13 protein-coding genes and 2 tRNA genes are annotated in these 15,891 nt (G+C 58.5%); 1 reads left to right on the top strand and 14 read right to left on the bottom strand.

Features of this window, described 5'->3' with window-relative positions; all coding sequences use genetic code 11:
- Positions 1-2: 2 nt before the first annotated feature.
- The 8 genes from QFX05_RS07215 to rpsB form a co-directional block, all read right to left on the bottom strand.
- Positions 3-857, bottom strand: coding sequence for a chromosome partitioning protein ParA (locus QFX05_RS07215; RefSeq protein WP_279742034.1), 855 nt, complete (start codon positions 855-857; stop codon positions 3-5).
- Positions 858-1,311: 454 nt separating this feature from the next.
- Positions 1,312-2,637: a 1-deoxy-D-xylulose-5-phosphate reductoisomerase gene (dxr, locus tag QFX05_RS07210; protein ID WP_279742032.1), complete on the bottom strand. Its 1,326-nt coding sequence runs from the start codon at positions 2,635-2,637 to the stop codon at positions 1,312-1,314.
- A gap of 152 nt (positions 2,638-2,789) precedes the next feature.
- Positions 2,790-3,377: a cell division protein DivIVA gene (locus tag QFX05_RS07205; RefSeq protein ID WP_279742031.1), complete on the bottom strand. Its 588-nt coding sequence runs from the start codon at positions 3,375-3,377 to the stop codon at positions 2,790-2,792.
- A gap of 202 nt (positions 3,378-3,579) precedes the next feature.
- A complete protein-coding gene (locus QFX05_RS07200; protein WP_279742030.1) occupies positions 3,580-4,488 on the bottom strand; it encodes a phosphatidate cytidylyltransferase in 909 nt (302 codons plus the stop codon).
- Positions 4,489-4,494: 6 nt separating this feature from the next.
- Entirely contained in the window at positions 4,495-5,052 is a 558-nt protein-coding gene (gene frr, locus QFX05_RS07195) for a ribosome recycling factor (RefSeq protein ID WP_049350195.1), read from the bottom strand.
- A gap of 295 nt (positions 5,053-5,347) precedes the next feature.
- Entirely contained in the window at positions 5,348-6,091 is a 744-nt protein-coding gene (pyrH, locus tag QFX05_RS07190; RefSeq protein ID WP_279742029.1) for a UMP kinase, read from the bottom strand.
- 195 nt (positions 6,092-6,286) lie between these two features.
- Positions 6,287-7,117 carry a translation elongation factor Ts gene (tsf, locus tag QFX05_RS07185; protein ID WP_279742027.1) on the bottom strand — a complete coding sequence of 277 codons (831 nt, stop codon included), beginning with the start codon at positions 7,115-7,117 and terminating at the stop codon, positions 6,287-6,289.
- Positions 7,118-7,270: 153 nt separating this feature from the next.
- Positions 7,271-8,068, bottom strand: a complete 798-nt coding sequence (gene rpsB, locus QFX05_RS07180) for a 30S ribosomal protein S2 (protein ID WP_279742026.1) — start codon at positions 8,066-8,068, stop codon at positions 7,271-7,273.
- A gap of 611 nt (positions 8,069-8,679) precedes the next feature.
- On the opposite strand from rpsB, the gene QFX05_RS07175 reads away from it, so the two are divergent.
- Positions 8,680-9,216, top strand: coding sequence for a M23 family metallopeptidase (locus QFX05_RS07175; RefSeq protein WP_279742025.1), 537 nt, complete (start codon positions 8,680-8,682; stop codon positions 9,214-9,216).
- Between the two features lie 131 nt (positions 9,217-9,347).
- Here the strand turns inward: QFX05_RS07175 and QFX05_RS07170 are convergent, their stop codons facing one another.
- From QFX05_RS07170 to QFX05_RS07145, 6 genes are all read right to left on the bottom strand, one after another.
- The gene (locus tag QFX05_RS07170) at positions 9,348-11,537 is read right to left on the bottom strand and encodes a flagellar motor protein (RefSeq protein ID WP_279742024.1); all 2,190 of its coding nucleotides are present in this window, start codon (positions 11,535-11,537) and stop codon (positions 9,348-9,350) included.
- 10 nt (positions 11,538-11,547) lie between these two features.
- A complete protein-coding gene (locus tag QFX05_RS07165) occupies positions 11,548-12,504 on the bottom strand; it encodes a hypothetical protein (protein WP_279742023.1) in 957 nt (318 codons plus the stop codon).
- 269 nt (positions 12,505-12,773) lie between these two features.
- A tRNA-Ile gene (locus tag QFX05_RS07160) sits at positions 12,774-12,847 on the bottom strand.
- A gap of 109 nt (positions 12,848-12,956) precedes the next feature.
- The gene (locus tag QFX05_RS07155; RefSeq protein ID WP_279742022.1) at positions 12,957-14,162 is read right to left on the bottom strand and encodes a glycosyltransferase; all 1,206 of its coding nucleotides are present in this window, start codon (positions 14,160-14,162) and stop codon (positions 12,957-12,959) included.
- Between the two features lie 312 nt (positions 14,163-14,474).
- Positions 14,475-15,347, bottom strand: a complete 873-nt coding sequence (locus QFX05_RS07150; protein ID WP_279742021.1) for a phage holin family protein — start codon at positions 15,345-15,347, stop codon at positions 14,475-14,477.
- Between the two features lie 418 nt (positions 15,348-15,765).
- Positions 15,766-15,838, bottom strand: a tRNA-Asn gene (locus tag QFX05_RS07145).
- Between the last annotated feature and the right edge of the window lie 53 nt (positions 15,839-15,891).

The following is a 15,891-nucleotide window of genomic DNA, read 5'->3' as shown; positions in this document are numbered from 1 at the left end:
GATTAGCTCAGAATCTTTCGGGCGTTCTCTTCAGCAGTTTTCTTGGCGGTGGTCACCTGCTCGATGAGACCCTGCTCCTTTTCGAGGAAAGAACTCAGGTAAGCGATAGCAATCTTTCGCTGTTCGGCATCCAGCCCAGTTGCTTCGCGGCAGGTCGCATCGTTGATCGCCAGTTCATGGGTGTCCTGGTTGTTCTGGCGGTACTGTAGGCGAGCCATATCCGGAGACGTGTAGTCGCCTCCGAAGCGTTCTTTCATGCACTGTGCCCACTTCTCGGTGGCGGGCCCAAGGTCTTTGAAGATTGCGTCGTTGTTGAGGTAGTGAACCGCAGTGACGTAGACCTTTTTTATGGTCGCACGGGATTCTTCTGAACCGAAGACTGCTCGGGTGGCTTCTTGTTGGCAACCGCCCTTTCCTTCGGTGCCGTTTAGAGCCTGCATTTCGGCTTCGCTCATAGTAGGGCTCTGCTCTTCCAGTGCTGTAGTAGCCAAAGAGTAGCGCTCTTCGTATCCGCGAGCGCGGGCATCCGCAACGGTGAGAGGTTCAAGATCAGCCTGCAGAAGCAGCGGGATTTCAGTTTCTCCGGCAGGAACCTTGTAGTTCGGGAATCCTCGTTCAGCCATGCACTGGCTCAGGGAGCGCTGGTAGGCACGAACAACGTTGTCAGAAAGTGAGGCGAGGTTCTCTACTTTTTCGATAGCTTGACTATCGGGGCTCGTGGAGGCGCTATACGCTTTCTCAGCGTTAGCGGACGCCGAGGAGTCGGCACTGGGCTGCCCGGATGCGCAGGAGCTAAGCAGCAGGGTCAGCGGGAGTAGAGCCCCGGCAAGGGTTCGTAGGGTGTTCTGTCGACGCATAGGGGGCACTTCCTCGTGAAATATATGCTGCATCTTTGTCCACTCGTTCACAGGGCTCATCGTTGTTTGCCCTTGAGAGAAGACTATTTGAACACTAGCCTACTATGCGCCGGGGGGGGGGAGGCAAGAGGGGGCGGTGTTCGTCCTCTCGCCTCATGCAGTGTCTGGGATGGCACGCCGCATGTTTCCTCCGCGCCTACGCAGGGGCACCCGTCACCCGGACGCTCCGCTTTCTCCTTGCTTCGCTTCGGAGAGCGTCCGTGTGACACCCTGAGGGCGCATCCGGAAAACACGGCGCGCCACCTCGGGTAGCCTAGCGTGCGTGGAGGGGTGGTGTCGTCCGAACGTGACATTAGGGTGCCCGAAGCGAAGCGAGGGCGGGTGCCCCTGTAGGAACGAGGACGAACACCAGCTCCTTCACGCCCCATTCGGGAACATGCATCCCAAAAACCGGTTAGTTGCCGGTCATACCCAGCAGCTCATTCGCGCGAACGCGAGCCCAACGCTCCGCGTTCAGCACAGCCTCCAGCGTCAAATCAGCGTCAGAAACAGCCTCAGCGCTGCCGGTGTGCTCTTCCAGTACACGTGCGACCGAATCGACAATGTCGGTAAAGCGAATCGCGCCTGCATGGAATGCTGCGACGGCTTCCTCGTTGGCGGCGTTGAACACTGCCGGGTGGGTGCCGCCGACCTTGCCAGCCTCCTTGATCATGCGCACGGCGGGGAATGCTTCCTCGTCCAGCGGCTCAAAAGTCCAGGATGTCGCCTTCGACCAGTCACATGCGGGCACAGCACCGGGGATGCGGTGCGGCCAGGTCAGACCCAGTGCGATGGGCAGAACCATGCTCGGCGGGGACGCCTGCGCAATGGTCGAGCCGTCCACGAACTGCACCATGGAATGCACGATGGACTGCGGGTGAACCGCCACGTCAATACGATCCAGGTCCACACCGAACAGGTGGTGTGCCTCAAGCACTTCGAGTGCCTTGTTGACCATGGTTGCCGAATTGGTGGTGACGACCAGGCCCATGTCCCAGGTGGGGTGTGCGAGCGCCTGCGCGGGGGTCACGTCGTGCAGCTGTTCACGCTTGTAGCCGCGGAACGGGCCGCCGGATGCGGTGAGAATCAGTCGGTCGATTTCTGCGTCGGTTCCGGAGGCGAGTGCCTGGGCGAGGGCGGAGTGTTCGGAGTCGACGGGCACCATGGGGGTGTCCAGGGGCGATGCATCGACGGCGGCGCATACGAGTGGGCCACCTGCGATGAGGGATTCCTTGTTAGCCAGTGCCACGCGGTAACCACTGTTGAGCGCGGTGAGGGTCGGTTCCAGGCCGATGGAGCCGGTGATGCCGTTCAGCACGGTGTCTGCCGGGTATGCTGCCGCCTGTACGGATGCTTCAGCGCCGTGGGCGATCTGCGGGGTGTAGCCGGTGATGCCGGCTTCGGAGGCTGCCACTTCGATAAGTTCACGGAGGCGCTGCGCGTCTTCTGCGGTGCCGCTGGTGGCGACCAGTTCAGCGCGCACATGCACTGCCTGGCCTGCGAGCAGTTCGAGGGAGCGGGAGCCTGCAGAGAGGGCGACAACCTTCAGCGGTGCGTCGGCAGCGGAGGCGCTAGTACCCTTGAGCGCGGCGAGGTGGTCGATGACTTCCATGGCTTGGGTGCCGATGGAGCCGGTTGAGCCGAGGAGGGTAACGCGCTGCGGTGCGCGGGTGAGTTCTGTGAGGGCGTCGGTGAGGCGGTCGCGGTTGCCGCCGACGCGTGCTGAGGATCCAAACTTCATGGTTCTAGTGTCTCATGAGCTCGCGGCTTTGCAGGAGCACGCTGATTCGCCGCTACGTAGATGGACTCAGTATAGAAGACATCAGGGCAGAACGCTCCAGCACAGAAAAATCCCCCACCCTGGTACGGGGCGGGGGATTCAACGCATACGTTTTAGAGCAGATCCTGCAGCAGCTCAATGCAGCGGTCCAGGAAAGCATCCACCTGTGATTCCTCGTAGCTGACGGTTCCCGAGGCGGGGCTGAACTTTGCGTGGCGCACCACGGAGGGGTCCAGCGGCTCTTCGCTGTTGAGCTGGGCGTACACACGGTCGCAGATGGCGTCCACATCGCCGACGAAGTAGCCCATGTGTCGGCGCTTGCTGGGGCGGCGGAAACGCTCACCGGCGGGGCGTTCCAGGCGGCCTGCAAGCAACTCGCCGGTTTCTACGAGGGAGCGTTCCCAGTTCTCCAGGCCGTACGCCTCAATGTAGCGGCTGCGTTCGAGCTTGGCGAAGCGTTCCTCAATCTTTTCAAGGGCGCGGTCGACCACATCCAGCTGGTAGCCGCCGGGTTCTTCACGGAAGACGACCTGGCGGATTCGTCGGGAGGTGTAGAGGTCTTCGGGCAGTTCGGGGGCTCCGCTGAGCTTCTCGTAGTCCTCGGCAAGGCGGGTGAACAGGCGGTCGACTTCACTGCGCTTGTAGCCGGGTTCGGTTTCTGCTGCACGGGCAAATCCGCCTCCGCGGGTGGTGCTTGCCAAGGTGGCTCCTCTCGACGATTGAACTTTAAGAATACCAATGCGCAGGCTACCTGACGCAAGGTTGGCGGGCGGTGTCGTAAATATAGTCCCTTACTCCCCCGATGCACCGGGTACAGTAAATGGGTCCAGCAAAGGCGGGGCGTCCCTCCCCATTCATGGGAAGAAACGCCCCGCCTTTCATGAGCAACCAAAGCTTCAGGCTTTAGAGCGGCATAATAAACCGGAAAATCAGGCAACCAGCCGCCGCAGCGAAAAGAATCGAGTCCAGACGATCCATCATACCGCCGTGACCGGGCAGAATATTCGACATATCCTTCACACCCATACGGCGCTTGAACACGGACTCCACCAGGTCACCGGCAGTCGAAGCGATCACCATGACCGCCGCCAGCGGAATAGCCCAGTACCAGGGCGAATCCATGACCGCCAAGGCGATAGCACCAACAACCGCCGAGCCGATGAAGGAACCGGCCAGGCCCTCCCAGCTTTTCTTCGGGGAAATCTTCGGCACCATCGGGTGCTTACCCCAATTCACGCCGGCAATAAAGCCGAATGTGTCATTGCAGATGGCCATCAGCAGAATCATGAGGATGCCGCGCTCGCCGTGTTCCGTCTGGAAGTAGACCATGGCGATACCCAGCATCAGCGGCACCCACAGCAGAGCCAGGGCGCTACCGCTCAAAGACTTACCCAGTGAGACCTGACGGTCAGCACGCACAAGAGCAGAAGAGAGCAGCAACACCAGCAGGCTCACCGCCAGGGCGATGCCCAGCCCGGTAAAACCGAACAGGAAGGCCACCACCACAATTGCGCCCGACAGGCCACCCAGCAGGTACTCCGGGATGCCGTAGCCGCGGCGGGTATTGAGCACATGTCCAATCTCCCAGGCGCCCAAAGCCGCCGAGACGGTAGCGACCGCAACAAAAATCGGCTGGTAAATCAAGCCCAGCACCAACAGCACACCGAAACCAACGCCCACACCAATGGCAGCGGGCAGGTTACGGCCAGCTTTGGCGCTACGCGACTTCACCAGTGTTGCAGCAGTCTGCGGGCTCGGCTGTGGAGCAGGCGGCTCGCTTCTCTCTTCTTTCGCATCTTTGCGTGCACTCATTAGGGTTTAGACCTCAAGCAGTTCAGCTTCCTTGTGCTTGTACAGTGCGTCGACCTGGTCGATGTGCTTCTTGGTCTGTGCGTCCAGTTCCTTCTCAGCACGTGCGCCTTCGTCTTCACCGATTTCACTGTCCTTGACCAGCTTGTCAATAGCGGTCTTAGCATGGCGGCGAACATTACGGATGGAGATACGAGCCTCTTCAGCCTTGTGGTTGACGAGCTTGGTATATTCCTTACGGCGCTCAGCGGTCATTTCGGGCATAACAACGCGGATAGCTGCACCGTCATTGCTGGGGTTAACACCCAGGTCGGAGTCACGCAGAGCCTTCTCGATAGCTGCCAGTGCGGTCACGTCGAAGGGAACGATCTTGACGGTACGTGCGTCCTCAACGTTGAAGGACACCAGCTGCTGCAGCGGGGTCGGTGCACCGTAGTAGTCGGCGGTCAGGCCGCTGAAGATTGCGGGGTTCACACGACCGGTGCGGACCTTAGCGAACTCAGTCTTAGTTGCTTCGATGGTCTTTTCCATCTTCTCGCCGGCTTCGGCAAGGATTTCTTCGATCACGAAAGGATCTCCTTTGTCGGAATTCTGGGGGACCAGAATTGTCGGTGGGTGCGCGTTCAGCCCTCATGATTTCTCACCGGTTCGCGGCGCATCCGAGGCGAAAACCTTAGAAATAACGCGAAGTCGACGGGAAAGAGGCAGAACATCTTGTTTGATATAAGTCTAGACGGTGCCGGCGGGCATAAGCGAGTTTTAGCGCTTACCCGCGCGGTACCGTCCAGAATAAGTCCGCGCTATCGAGCACGGTCACAGTGTGAGGGGGCGTTCCATACGCCCCACCCTAAAAATTTAGGTGTTAGCGAGTAACGAGGGTACCCATCTTCTCGCCCAGAATTGCGCGGGTCACATTACCTTCACCCTGCATGCCGAACACGCGCATGGTCACGTTGTTGTCACGGCACAGGGAGAACGCGGTCTGGTCCAGCACGCGGATGTTACGCTGCATTGCCTCATCGTAGGTGAGGTTGTACAGGCGCTCAGCGTTGGGGTCCTTGTTCGGGTCAGCAGTGTAGATGCCATCCACGCCGTTCTTAGCGACCAGAACCTCATCTGCGTGGATTTCCAGGGCGCGCTGAGCAGCCACAGTGTCGGTGGAGAAGTAGGGCAGACCCGCACCGGCACCGAAGATCACGACGCGGTCCTTCTGCATGTGACGGATTGCGCGGCGAGGAATGTAAGTCTCAGCAACCTGCGGCATGGTGATTGCGGACTGAACGCGGGTGTCAATGCCCTCCTGCTCCAGGAAGTCCTGCAGAGCCAGGGAGTTCATCACGGTGCCGAGCATACCCATGTAGTCTGCACGGGAACGGTCCATACCTGCCTGGGAGAGTTCAGCGCCGCGGAAGAAGTTGCCGCCACCAATCACGATGGAGGTCTCAACTTCACCAACGGTTGCGGCGATCTGCTTAGCGATGCTGCGCACGACCTCGGTCGAAATACCAACTTCACCGCCACCAAAAACCTCACCGGAAAGCTTGAGCAGAACGCGGCGACGGCCGGTCTCGTCATGGTTAATCGGGTGCGAAATAGCTTCGGTCATGGTTCCTCCAGTGGCTTACCTAGGGGTTGTTATAGGTGATCGGGGCGGGCTCCTGCCGCCTAGTCCTTATCAAGGATACAGCAAAGCCGGGTAGCCACCAGTGGTGACTACCCGGCTTCAGGTTATAACCCCAACGTCATACTATTTCCCCTACCGGGAACCTGCAATACGGGAGGGTAGAACTGCTGCGAGTCCTTATGCACCCACGCGGAAACGTGCGAATGCGGTTGCGGTTGCGCCAGCCTCGGACAGAACCTGTGCAACAGACTTCTTTGCGTCCTTTGCGAAGTCCTGGTCGAGCAGGGTGTTCTCCTTGAAGAAGCCCTTCAGTCGACCCTCAACGATCTTGTCCAGAATCTTCTCGGGCTTGCCCTCAGCGATTGCGGTCTCGCGAGCAACGCGCTTCTCGGTCTCAACCTGGTCTGCGGGGATGGACTCGGAATCCAGGTACTTGGGGCTCATTGCAGCAATGTGGACTGCAACGTCGTGTGCGATCTCCTCGGTGTTCTCACCGGAGACAGCCAGCAGAACGCCAACCTGTGCGGGCAGGTCCTTGGAGGTCTTGTGCAGGTACACTGCAACGTGCTCACCCTCAACGCGTGCAATACGGCGGACAACGATCTTCTCGCCCAGCAGTGCACCAGCGTCGGTGGTCAGCTCCTCAACGGTCTTGCCCTCGTAGGATGCAGCCTGCAGCTCTTCCAGGGTGGAAGCGTCAGCAGCAATAGCAGCCTCGAGCACGTTCTGGCCGAAAGCGATGAAGGGGTCGGACTTTGCCACGAAGTCGGTCTCGGAGTTGACCTCAACCATGTAGCCAACGCCGTTCTCAACGCGTGCAGCCACCAGACCCTCAGCGGTTGCGCGACCCTCGCGCTTGGTGATGCCCTTCAGACCCTTAACGCGGATGATCTCGGCAGCCTTCTGCTGGTCGCCGTTAGCCTCGTCCAGAGCCTTCTTGACGTCGAGCATACCTGCGCCGGTCTTCTCGCGCAGTGCCTTGATGTCTGCTGCGGTGTAGTTCGCCATTGTGAACTCCTTGTGTTGCTGTAATAAATCGGGATGACATCCCGGTGGTACAAATGGCGGACGGCGCCGCGCCCAGGTCAGGGCGGGCGCCGTCCGAACGTGGTCCCCGCGGGCGGGGGCCACAAAGCATAAAGCTTAGTGGGCTAAGGAAGCTTACTTAGCTGCCTCTTCAGCCTGTGCAGCCTCGTGCTGCTCCAGGAGCTCGCGCTCCCAAGCTGCCATGGGCTCTTCAGCTGCTTCAGCCTTGCCGTTCTTCTTAGCGTTGCGCTCGATCAGGCCGGCTGCCACTGCTTCAGCAATCACGCGGGTGAGCAGGTTGACGGAGCGGATAGCGTCGTCGTTACCGGGGATCGGGAAAGCAACCTCGTCGGGGTCGCAGTTGGTGTCGAGGATAGCAACAACGGGGATGCCCAGCTTCTGAGCCTCGTTAACTGCCAGGTGCTCCTTCTTGGTGTCAACAACCCACAGGAGGGAGGGAACCTTGGACAGGTTGCGGATACCACCGAGGGTCTTCTCGAGCTTCTCGAACTCGCGACGCATAAGGAGCAGCTCCTTCTTGGTGTAGCGAGAACCTGCTACATCGTCGAAGTCAATCTGCTCGAGTTCCTTCATGCGCTCAATGCTCTTGGAGATGGTGCTGAAGTTGGTCAGCATACCACCGAGCCAGCGGTGGTTCACGTAGGGCATGTTCACGCGGGTTGCCTGCTCAGCGATAACTTCCTGAGCCTGCTTCTTGGTACCCACGAACAGGATGTTGCCACCGTGTGCGACGGTCGACTTAACAGCCTCGTATGCCTTGTCGATGAAGGCGAGGGACTGCTGCAGGTCGATGATGTAGATGCCGTTGCGCTCGGTCAGGATGAAACGCTTCATCTTGGGGTTCCAACGGCGGGTCTGGTGACCGAAGTGAACGCCGGAGTCCAGCATTTCACGCATAGTTACGACGGGCATGTCGTCTCCTTTGTGGTGCCGCGCGGACCTCCCATTCGGGCTAGCCCAACGCGCGCATAGTAGTTATCAGTTTTTCCTGGCGGCGATTAGCGTTCACGGTTACCCGTTTTGCTCAGGCCCTAACCACCCTGTGTGGGTGGACCGAAGGTCCCTTATCGACTCCCCGTCTGAGGATGCCGCTCACGCCGCGCGTCGTCAGTGATGCTGTGCAAATCCCCTCGAAGAGGGAGAATACCGGCGCAGGCACACTGCAATACGACATTATACCGTATATTCCGCGATTAATCCGCCGGATTAGGGTTAAAGCCTGTGAAGGCGGGCCGGGTGTGTGCAGGGGCACTGTGGATAAAGGATTTTAAGGCGGCAACGGCGGGGTTATCCACAATTTTTCGTGAGGCACTGCGGGGCGGGGCAATTCGTGATGTGCTCAGAAGATGAAGCAGAACATGAAGACATTAGAGGGAAAGCTACGGCACACGATCTTGGTGGTGTGCTGTCTGCTGGGTGCACTTCTGAGTGCGGGTGAGCAGGGCTACGCGGGTAGTCAGGGTTATTTGAGCTGGATCAGTTCTACAGACGGGGATGGTTTCACAGAGAGTGGCACCTCAAGTGTGCACGTTCCCAGTAGTGCGCGAGCTCCCAGCGCCGTTGAACTCACCGCGAGCCGACTACGCTACCGCTCCCCCACCGCCGAATCCAGACCGCGGGTAATCCGCCCCTTTGAGAAGCCCGCCCAACGCTGGAGCGCCGGGCACCGCGGCATAGACCTTGCCGTACCTGAGAACGACCGGCGCATCTACGCACCGGCGGCGGGGAAAGTGGTTTTCAGCGGCACGGTCGTCAACCGAAAAGTACTGGTCCTTGCACATCCGGACGGGCGACGCAGCACCTTCGAACCTATGGACGAAACATTACCGGTCGGCACCATGGTTGCAGCCGGTGAGGTAATCGGCACCGTCGCTGTCACGGCGGACGGCACCAGCGAGCGCCCCTACCGGCGATGCTCCACCCCGTGCCTGTACTGGGGCGTACGCCAGGGAGGCGCCCGCGGGGACGGCAGCGGCAAGACCGCCGAGTACATCAACCCCATGAGCCTGCTGGGGTCGAAGGAGCCGAGCATTTTACTTCCCGTACCGGGCGGATATTAGGCACGGGTACTTGTGCCGAGCATGAGCTGAACCAAATACAGCTGTGGCCCGTCACCTCCGGGAAAGGAGGTGACGGGCCACAGGAGCCAGTCTAAGTTGTGCTTACTAGTCTAGGCGCTAGAGATAGCTACTTACTGGAGGATGTCACCGTCATCAGCACCGAACTGGTTCAGCTGTACCGACTGGTTGGGATGTGCAGGCTGCTGAGCAGTCTGACCGGGCTGAACCGGCTGCGCTGCATGTGCTGCGTGCGCATCGTACGCGGGCATTGCCTTGGTCGGTTCAGTCTCACCGTAGTTTAAGCCCTGCTGCGGAGTGAACACCTGAGTCGGCGAGTCATCACCCACAGTATAGGCAGTGTTCTGCGCAGGGTAACCGGGCTGACCAGCGTAGCCACCCTGTGCCGGATAGCCGTTCTGTACATCAGCCTGGGTTGCACCGTAACCGGTCGCAACACCCGCCGCAGCACCAAGGGCTGCCGCCGAAGCGGCACGACGCTCACGGCCCTTCGCACGAGCCGCCGCAATCTTCTTGCGGAAGACGAAGAGCAGAACCAAGATGAGCAGCAGCAGACCCACAATGATTGCATCCACAATCACGTCAATCATGCTCAGACCGGACGCCGGAACAGTCAGACCGGAGGTGCTACTGACACCGCGGTCAGTCTTGACGCTCAGCTCGCCACCATTCACGGTGAGCTGCACATGCTGAGAGTTCTTCGCGATGCTGTTCGCGGCATCTACCTTCTGCTGGTCCAACGAGGAGAAAGTCGGTGCCTTGAAGGTGAACTCGAAGGGAGCCGAGTAGTAGCTACCCAGCTTCGAAGAGAGCTTAATCTCAGGGGTCACAATGTAGTCGGAGCCGAAGGGGTGGTAGCCACCGGGGCGGGTGACGGTCACCTTCGAATCGGGCAGGTACCCGTTCAAACGCTGGTTGAACTCGTTCTGGTCCTTACCGCGAACCTTCACGCTCACGATGGTGGCGCCACCGTCCTGACGGACCTCGGTCTCGTCATTGCTACCGCCTGCGAAAACGTCCTTGAGCTTCTGCTCAGCGCCCGAAACATCCTCGGTCGGGAATGCGTAGAGGAAACGCGCTTCCATGGAACCGTCCAGGCCCAGGGAAGTAACCACCTTCATACTCTTCATCTCAATCTGGCGCGAAGAAACAAGGTTAACCGCGAGAATCCTATTGTTCGAGCTGGAAGAGTTACTATCGCGTCGGCTGTAGTTAGGCTCGTAGCGGCGGTCCTCGCTCTCCTTCATCGTAAGGGTCATACCCTGACCCTCCGGGGAGCACAGCAGGGAGCAATCCAGAGTACCCGAGATGGTCTTCTCAACCTTGAAAGATCCGTCCTTCTCGGTTACTTCACGGCTAAAGGACAAATCAGAGCTGCTTGCACCAAAAATCTTCTTGAGCTTATCGCTCAGGTCCTGCGAAGAGGAAGCCTGGAAGATCAGGGTGCGACCAATTTCTTCCTTAGCAGCGTTGGTTGATGCGGAAGGAGCGTAACCCCTCGCTTCAGAAGAATCCAGCCCCTTCTTCAGCTCAGCGCCTTCAGGCTTGACCTGATTCAGGTAGGCATCCACTGCAGAGGAAGTTTCGCTATTCATAATTTCCTTGGCCGAGAAGGAAACCATAACAGAGTAACCGCCATCCTTCTCGTTGATATCCATGAATACAGCCTTGAAGCCGCGGTCCTGGACGTCCTTCGCAGAAATGGTGGAGCCGCCGGAGTTCTTCACTTTCTTCTCGCCAAACTTCACAGTGGTTTCGCTGCCGCTGCTGTTGAACACACTGTTCTTCTGGGAGGAATCAATCACACCATCAACAACAAGAGCTTCCGGGAGCCAGTCCAGCAAGTCTTTCGAGCTGAAGTTTTCCTTCACCTGAATACCCTGTACCAGACCCTGGTCAGAGTTGACGATGCTAATCTGCGGGGTAGCACTGGAACCAGCAGCCTTCAGGATAGAAGCGACCTTGGTACGGTACTCGTCCACAGAGGAGAAGGGAATGGTGAAGGTCGCACGTGCCTTGCCACCCTCAGACTGAATACCACCGTACTCCAGGCCCTCAGGCAGGTGTTTACGCACGGACGCATCCAGCGCCTGGGCGCCACCTTTAATCTTGTCCTTGTTGTCCTTCATATCGAAAGAAACCAGCATGGTGCGTGTACCCTTCTCAGCATTCTCAAGACCAAGCTGGGTCTCAATCTTAGCACCGCAGGCGCTCAGGATCAGGGCGGCAATGGTCAGCAGAACCGCCAAGAATATCCAACGCTGGTGACTGTCAGGTTTCACAGAGTAATTCAAAGTCTGCACGTATATCTCCCTAACTCACCAGTCGGTAGCTGATGAAGTACACAAGCATGACGGCAAGTACCCATGCTGTGCTCAGCGTCGCGTGCATGATAATCGGGGACTTCACGAAACGACCCAGACGATTCAAACCAAGGTAGACGAGGGCCTCACCAGAGAAAACAGCGAAAGCTAGCAACAGCCCCAGCAGTACGAAGATAAAACCGAACCCTTCGTTGCTACTGATTCCACGCATGAAGAGAGCTACAAGGCTCAATACAATATACGTAGGGGCTACAGTCAGAGTCGACACCGCTACTACTTGCATCGAGGAAGCAAATGTAACCGGAACCTTGCCTGTGCGAGCAGTCAGCATAATCTGTACTCCACGCAGAATCAACACTACAGCTGAGATTACGAGGAGTCCCAGAAAAACGAGGAAGAGCTGACCGAAGGTAATCTTAGCGGTCATAAAGCTGTAAGCATCGCGGAACATAAATTTGAGGAATCCCAGCAGAAGCTGGGTAAGGAAGAAGGCAGCAACGATGGCTTGCAGAAAGACAGGAATTACCCAGCCCCATAGACCGGAAGCCTCCAAACGGGCGTGAGCCGGGCCAGGCTTACCAGCAAAGACATCCTGAAAAGCGTCCCATGTAGCACTCAAAGCTTTCATAAAAGGATCCGGCCCGGTAGCAGCATATACCGGTTGTGCAGGCTGACCAGGCTGTGCGGGGGCTGTCTGAGCCTCAGCACTCGGCTGTGCATTAGCATTTACCTGAGCGGGGTGAGGTACCTGCTGCGGATGGACGGGCTGCTGAGGTGCTAGCGGCACGGCAGGCTGAGTAGCATTACCCTGCTGGCTCACCTGAGCTGCCTTACCCGGCTGAGCAGGCAGCGAAGCGTCCTGCGCGGGACGCACGCCGGGATCATAGCCGTAACCACCGACTGCAGATGCACCCTGCGACTGGTTGTTGGGAGTGTTCTCCGACATTGAGATCCTCTCGTATGGTGTGTGGAAGCAATATCGCCGGCAGAATTAGCTTCTACCTGCGGTATCTCCCTGTCTTTCGTGACAAGACTTTTCAACCCTACCGTATTGAACGCTATGATGCGTCTTCGTTCGTCATTTACCCATTTTCATCACCATTGATGCACTCCATGCATGAAAATAGGCGCCCTGAGAGCACGACAAAAGCACGAAAAGAGGGTGCGAAAAAGCCCCGCCCGCCGACAAGTGGGTGAAGTCGACGGGCGGGGCAGTAGGGAGTGCGGGGCTCGAACCCGCGACCAAGGGATTATGAGTCCCCTGCTCTAACCGGCTGAGCTAACTCCCCATCCGGTGCAGTGATGGCGCACAATGGGCGCCAGCACCATCCTCTAGAATACCTGAACAGCGACTGAGAACGAAAAATACTCAATCCGCCGCTCAAGGGCTAGAGAAGCTTAGCGTCGCGAGTCCAGGTAACGCTGGTACGGAGCGTCCCTCACGTACAGCTCCTCGAAGGTGCGCCAGGTGTTCTCAGCGCTGTGGAAGCCCACGATGCGGTGGGACTCACGACCCATCTGCTCACGCTCAGCGGCGGGCAGGGAGAGCACAGCCTCCAGCTTCTTGGCCAAATCCTGAGCGTTATTGGGTTCGAAGAGGTAGCCGTTCACACCATCCTCCACCAGGTGCGGCAGAGCCAGCGCATTCGCGAGAACCACGGGGGTGGAGGCGCTCATCGCCTCCAGGGAAACCAGGGACTGCAGTTCGGCGGTACCGGGCTGGCAAAACACATCAGCCATCTGGTACACCTCGGGCAGACGCTCATCCGGAACGAAGCCGCGGAAAATCACGCGGTCGAACACGCCGCAATCGTGCGCCTTCTGTTCGAGAGCCTCACGCAGCTCGCCGCCACCGGCGATATCCAGCACGACGTGCTCGAGAGTATCCGGCAGCAGGGAGAGCGCCTCGATCAGCACGTCCACATTCTTCTCTTCAGCCAGGCGACCCACGAAGGCGATACGCAGCTCACCCGGAACCTTGCCAGCGTCAGCGCCCTCAGCCAGCTCGTAGTCGCTAATCTCAATACCGTTAGAAACGGGCATAACGGGGCGATTAAAATGGCCCAGGTCGCGCATCGCATCTGCACCAATCTGGGTGGGGGTGGTAACGACGGCGGTCTGGGAGAAGCAGAAACGCATGTCCCTCCAGGTGATCTTCTCAATCACACGCTTCACTGCGGAGGGGAAGGGCAGGAACGGGTCAAGGTTCGCCGGCATGAAGTGGTTCGTGGAGATGACGCGGATACCGCGACGCTTCGCCTGAAAGATAAGGGCACGACCAATAATGTAGTGGCACTGCACGTGCACCACATCCGGGCGGACCTCATCGAGGATTGCGCCGACCTCGGACCAAATCTCCCAGGGCAGGCAGATGCGGTTCGTCTCGTGGGTCGGGGGCAGATGCGAGCGCAGGCGGTGCTCAACGATACCGCCCTCTACTTCGGTGCGGTAGCTGGGGCCGGGGATAGGGCTGGCTGCGACTACGTGTACGGAGTGGCCGCGCTTGAGCATGGAGGTGGCGAGGCGGTGACCGAATTGTGCTGCACCGTTAATGTCCGGCGGGTAGGTTTCTGCGCCAATCAGAATCGTCTTTGCCTGTTCCATGACGGGGCTCCTCATCGGGGTGTAGCGTGTCGGTGACTTTGGGGTTTCGGGTGCGACGGTGCGCCGCTTCTACCTCTGCCTGTCGCGTGAACCGGGTGGGTCCAGTACGTATAGCACTTGTCTATTCTACCTGTGAGCTGCGTCCTTCTCCGATTCATGGAGGGAGGGTTTGGCTGGGAGTTGCCTCTAAACCTCCCGTCCGGCCAGGTGCCCTCAATTTACCCAAGACGCGCAAACGCCCCGATGTACTCATCGGGGCGTTTGGACGCTTGGCATTAAACCTATGCCGGTTTGAGCGGCAAACGGTCTTTATTAGCGGCGAACCAGGCGGTTCAGGAAGTGCAGGACGGTTGCAATGGATGCACCCAGTACTGCGAAAGACTTCCAGCGTGCCTGCAAAACCTCGGGCTTGCGCACGTTCTCTGCCAGGCCACGACCGGTAGCTGCTGCACCTGCAGCAACCTCGGAGGGGACTGCCTTGAGAGCATCCAGAGCCTGCTCGGTGTTGTTCTGAACGTCGCCGGTGTAGGACTGCAGGTCGTCGCGCAAGGCTGCCAGGTGCTGGCGACGCTCTGCGGTGCGCTGCTTGAGCTCTTCGAAGGTCGGCGGCTTGGGCTCTTCCTCACCGCGTGCCTTACGCTCTTCAGCTTCCTGACGTGCGCGTTCTGCTGCTTCTTCAGCTTCCTTAGCCTTCTGCTCTGCACGCTCTGCCTGTTCCTTCTTCAGGCGCTCAGCGGACATGGCGGTACCTTCCTTGAGTACGCCGAGGTCGAAGAGCAGACCGAAGATTGCGGATTCGGGCTTGAACGGCAGCTGCGCCTTGACCTTCTTCAGACCGACCAGGGCACAGATTGCCAGGACGATGAGGAAGATGAGGGCGAAGACCAGCGCGGATGCCCAGTAGGGCATGACGGTGCCGAGACCGAGGATTGCTGCAGCAACCAGGGCAATGATCAGGAACAGACCGAAGACTGCTGCTACACCGAAGAAGGCCGCACCCTTACCAACGGCGATACCCTTGGTCTTCAGCTCGTGTTTTGCAATCTGGATTTCGTCCTTAACCTGGCTGGGTCCAAGGGTCTTGAAGGTTTTGCCAGCGTCGATGATGTTCGCGACGCCGGACTTAATCCCGCTGATGCCAGCAAAGAAACCCTTAGGTGCCTTAGGATTAGTAGTAGTGGTCATGACCACCTCTCCGTGACGTGTTTTTGGAGGCTTCTTTTTCGCACTCCACCTCCTATAGTTTAGCCCCTTATTCCATCTCTGGATGACCGTTTGAGTGCGGTTTTATACTATCTCTTCAGGTATTTTCGACTTTCTGGAGATTGTGTTGAGCTACAGGCGTAGCTTTCTGGGTTTGGTTGCGCTACGGATTTGCTCTGGAGCAGGCGCAAGAGGATGCTGACCGACCACTCCCCCGCTACGCGCTGGGTGGATGCGTGGCGTGTAAGTGGGGAACTTTCCTATGCGTTAGACTTCACATTTTTGCAGGGTGAAGCATCGTTGCCTCGCCGAGTGGTTCTCGCCGAGTGGTTACTGCGCTGGAGTCCCGTCGGGAAAATGGAAAAGCCTCAGAACTTTATTCTGAGGCTTTCACTATTTGCTCCCCCGACTGGACTCGAACCAGTAACCCTTCGATTAACAGTCGAATGCTCTGCCAATTGAGCTACGGGGGATTATTTTGCTTTTCGTTGCCGGCTTCCCTTGCAACGAGTAATAACTATACCGG

The sequence above is a fragment of the Rothia similimucilaginosa genome, from assembly GCF_029850875.1.
Taxonomy (GTDB): domain Bacteria; phylum Actinomycetota; class Actinomycetes; order Actinomycetales; family Micrococcaceae; genus Rothia.
Note: the sequence above shows the minus strand (reverse complement) of the source record. Positions and strands in the feature narration are given on the sequence as shown.

Bases quoted from the DNA above. Each gene is read 5' to 3' on its own strand.
- QFX05_RS07215 (WP_279742034.1), bottom strand. From the start codon at position 857: ATGCGTCGACAGAACACCCTACGAACCCTTGCCGGGGCTCTACTCCCG.
- dxr (WP_279742032.1), bottom strand. From the start codon at position 2,637: ATGAAGTTTGGATCCTCAGCACGCGTCGGCGGCAACCGCGACCGCCTC.
- QFX05_RS07200 (WP_279742030.1), bottom strand. From the start codon at position 4,488: ATGAGTGCACGCAAAGATGCGAAAGAAGAGAGAAGCGAGCCGCCTGCT.
- pyrH (WP_279742029.1), bottom strand. From the start codon at position 6,091: ATGACCGAAGCTATTTCGCACCCGATTAACCATGACGAGACCGGCCGT.
- tsf (WP_279742027.1), bottom strand. From the start codon at position 7,117: ATGGCGAACTACACCGCAGCAGACATCAAGGCACTGCGCGAGAAGACC.
- rpsB (WP_279742026.1), bottom strand. From the start codon at position 8,068: ATGCCCGTCGTAACTATGCGTGAAATGCTGGACTCCGGCGTTCACTTC.
- QFX05_RS07165 (WP_279742023.1), bottom strand. From the start codon at position 12,504: ATGTCGGAGAACACTCCCAACAACCAGTCGCAGGGTGCATCTGCAGTC.
- QFX05_RS07155 (WP_279742022.1), bottom strand. From the start codon at position 14,162: ATGGAACAGGCAAAGACGATTCTGATTGGCGCAGAAACCTACCCGCCG.
- QFX05_RS07150 (WP_279742021.1), bottom strand. From the start codon at position 15,347: ATGACCACTACTACTAATCCTAAGGCACCTAAGGGTTTCTTTGCTGGC.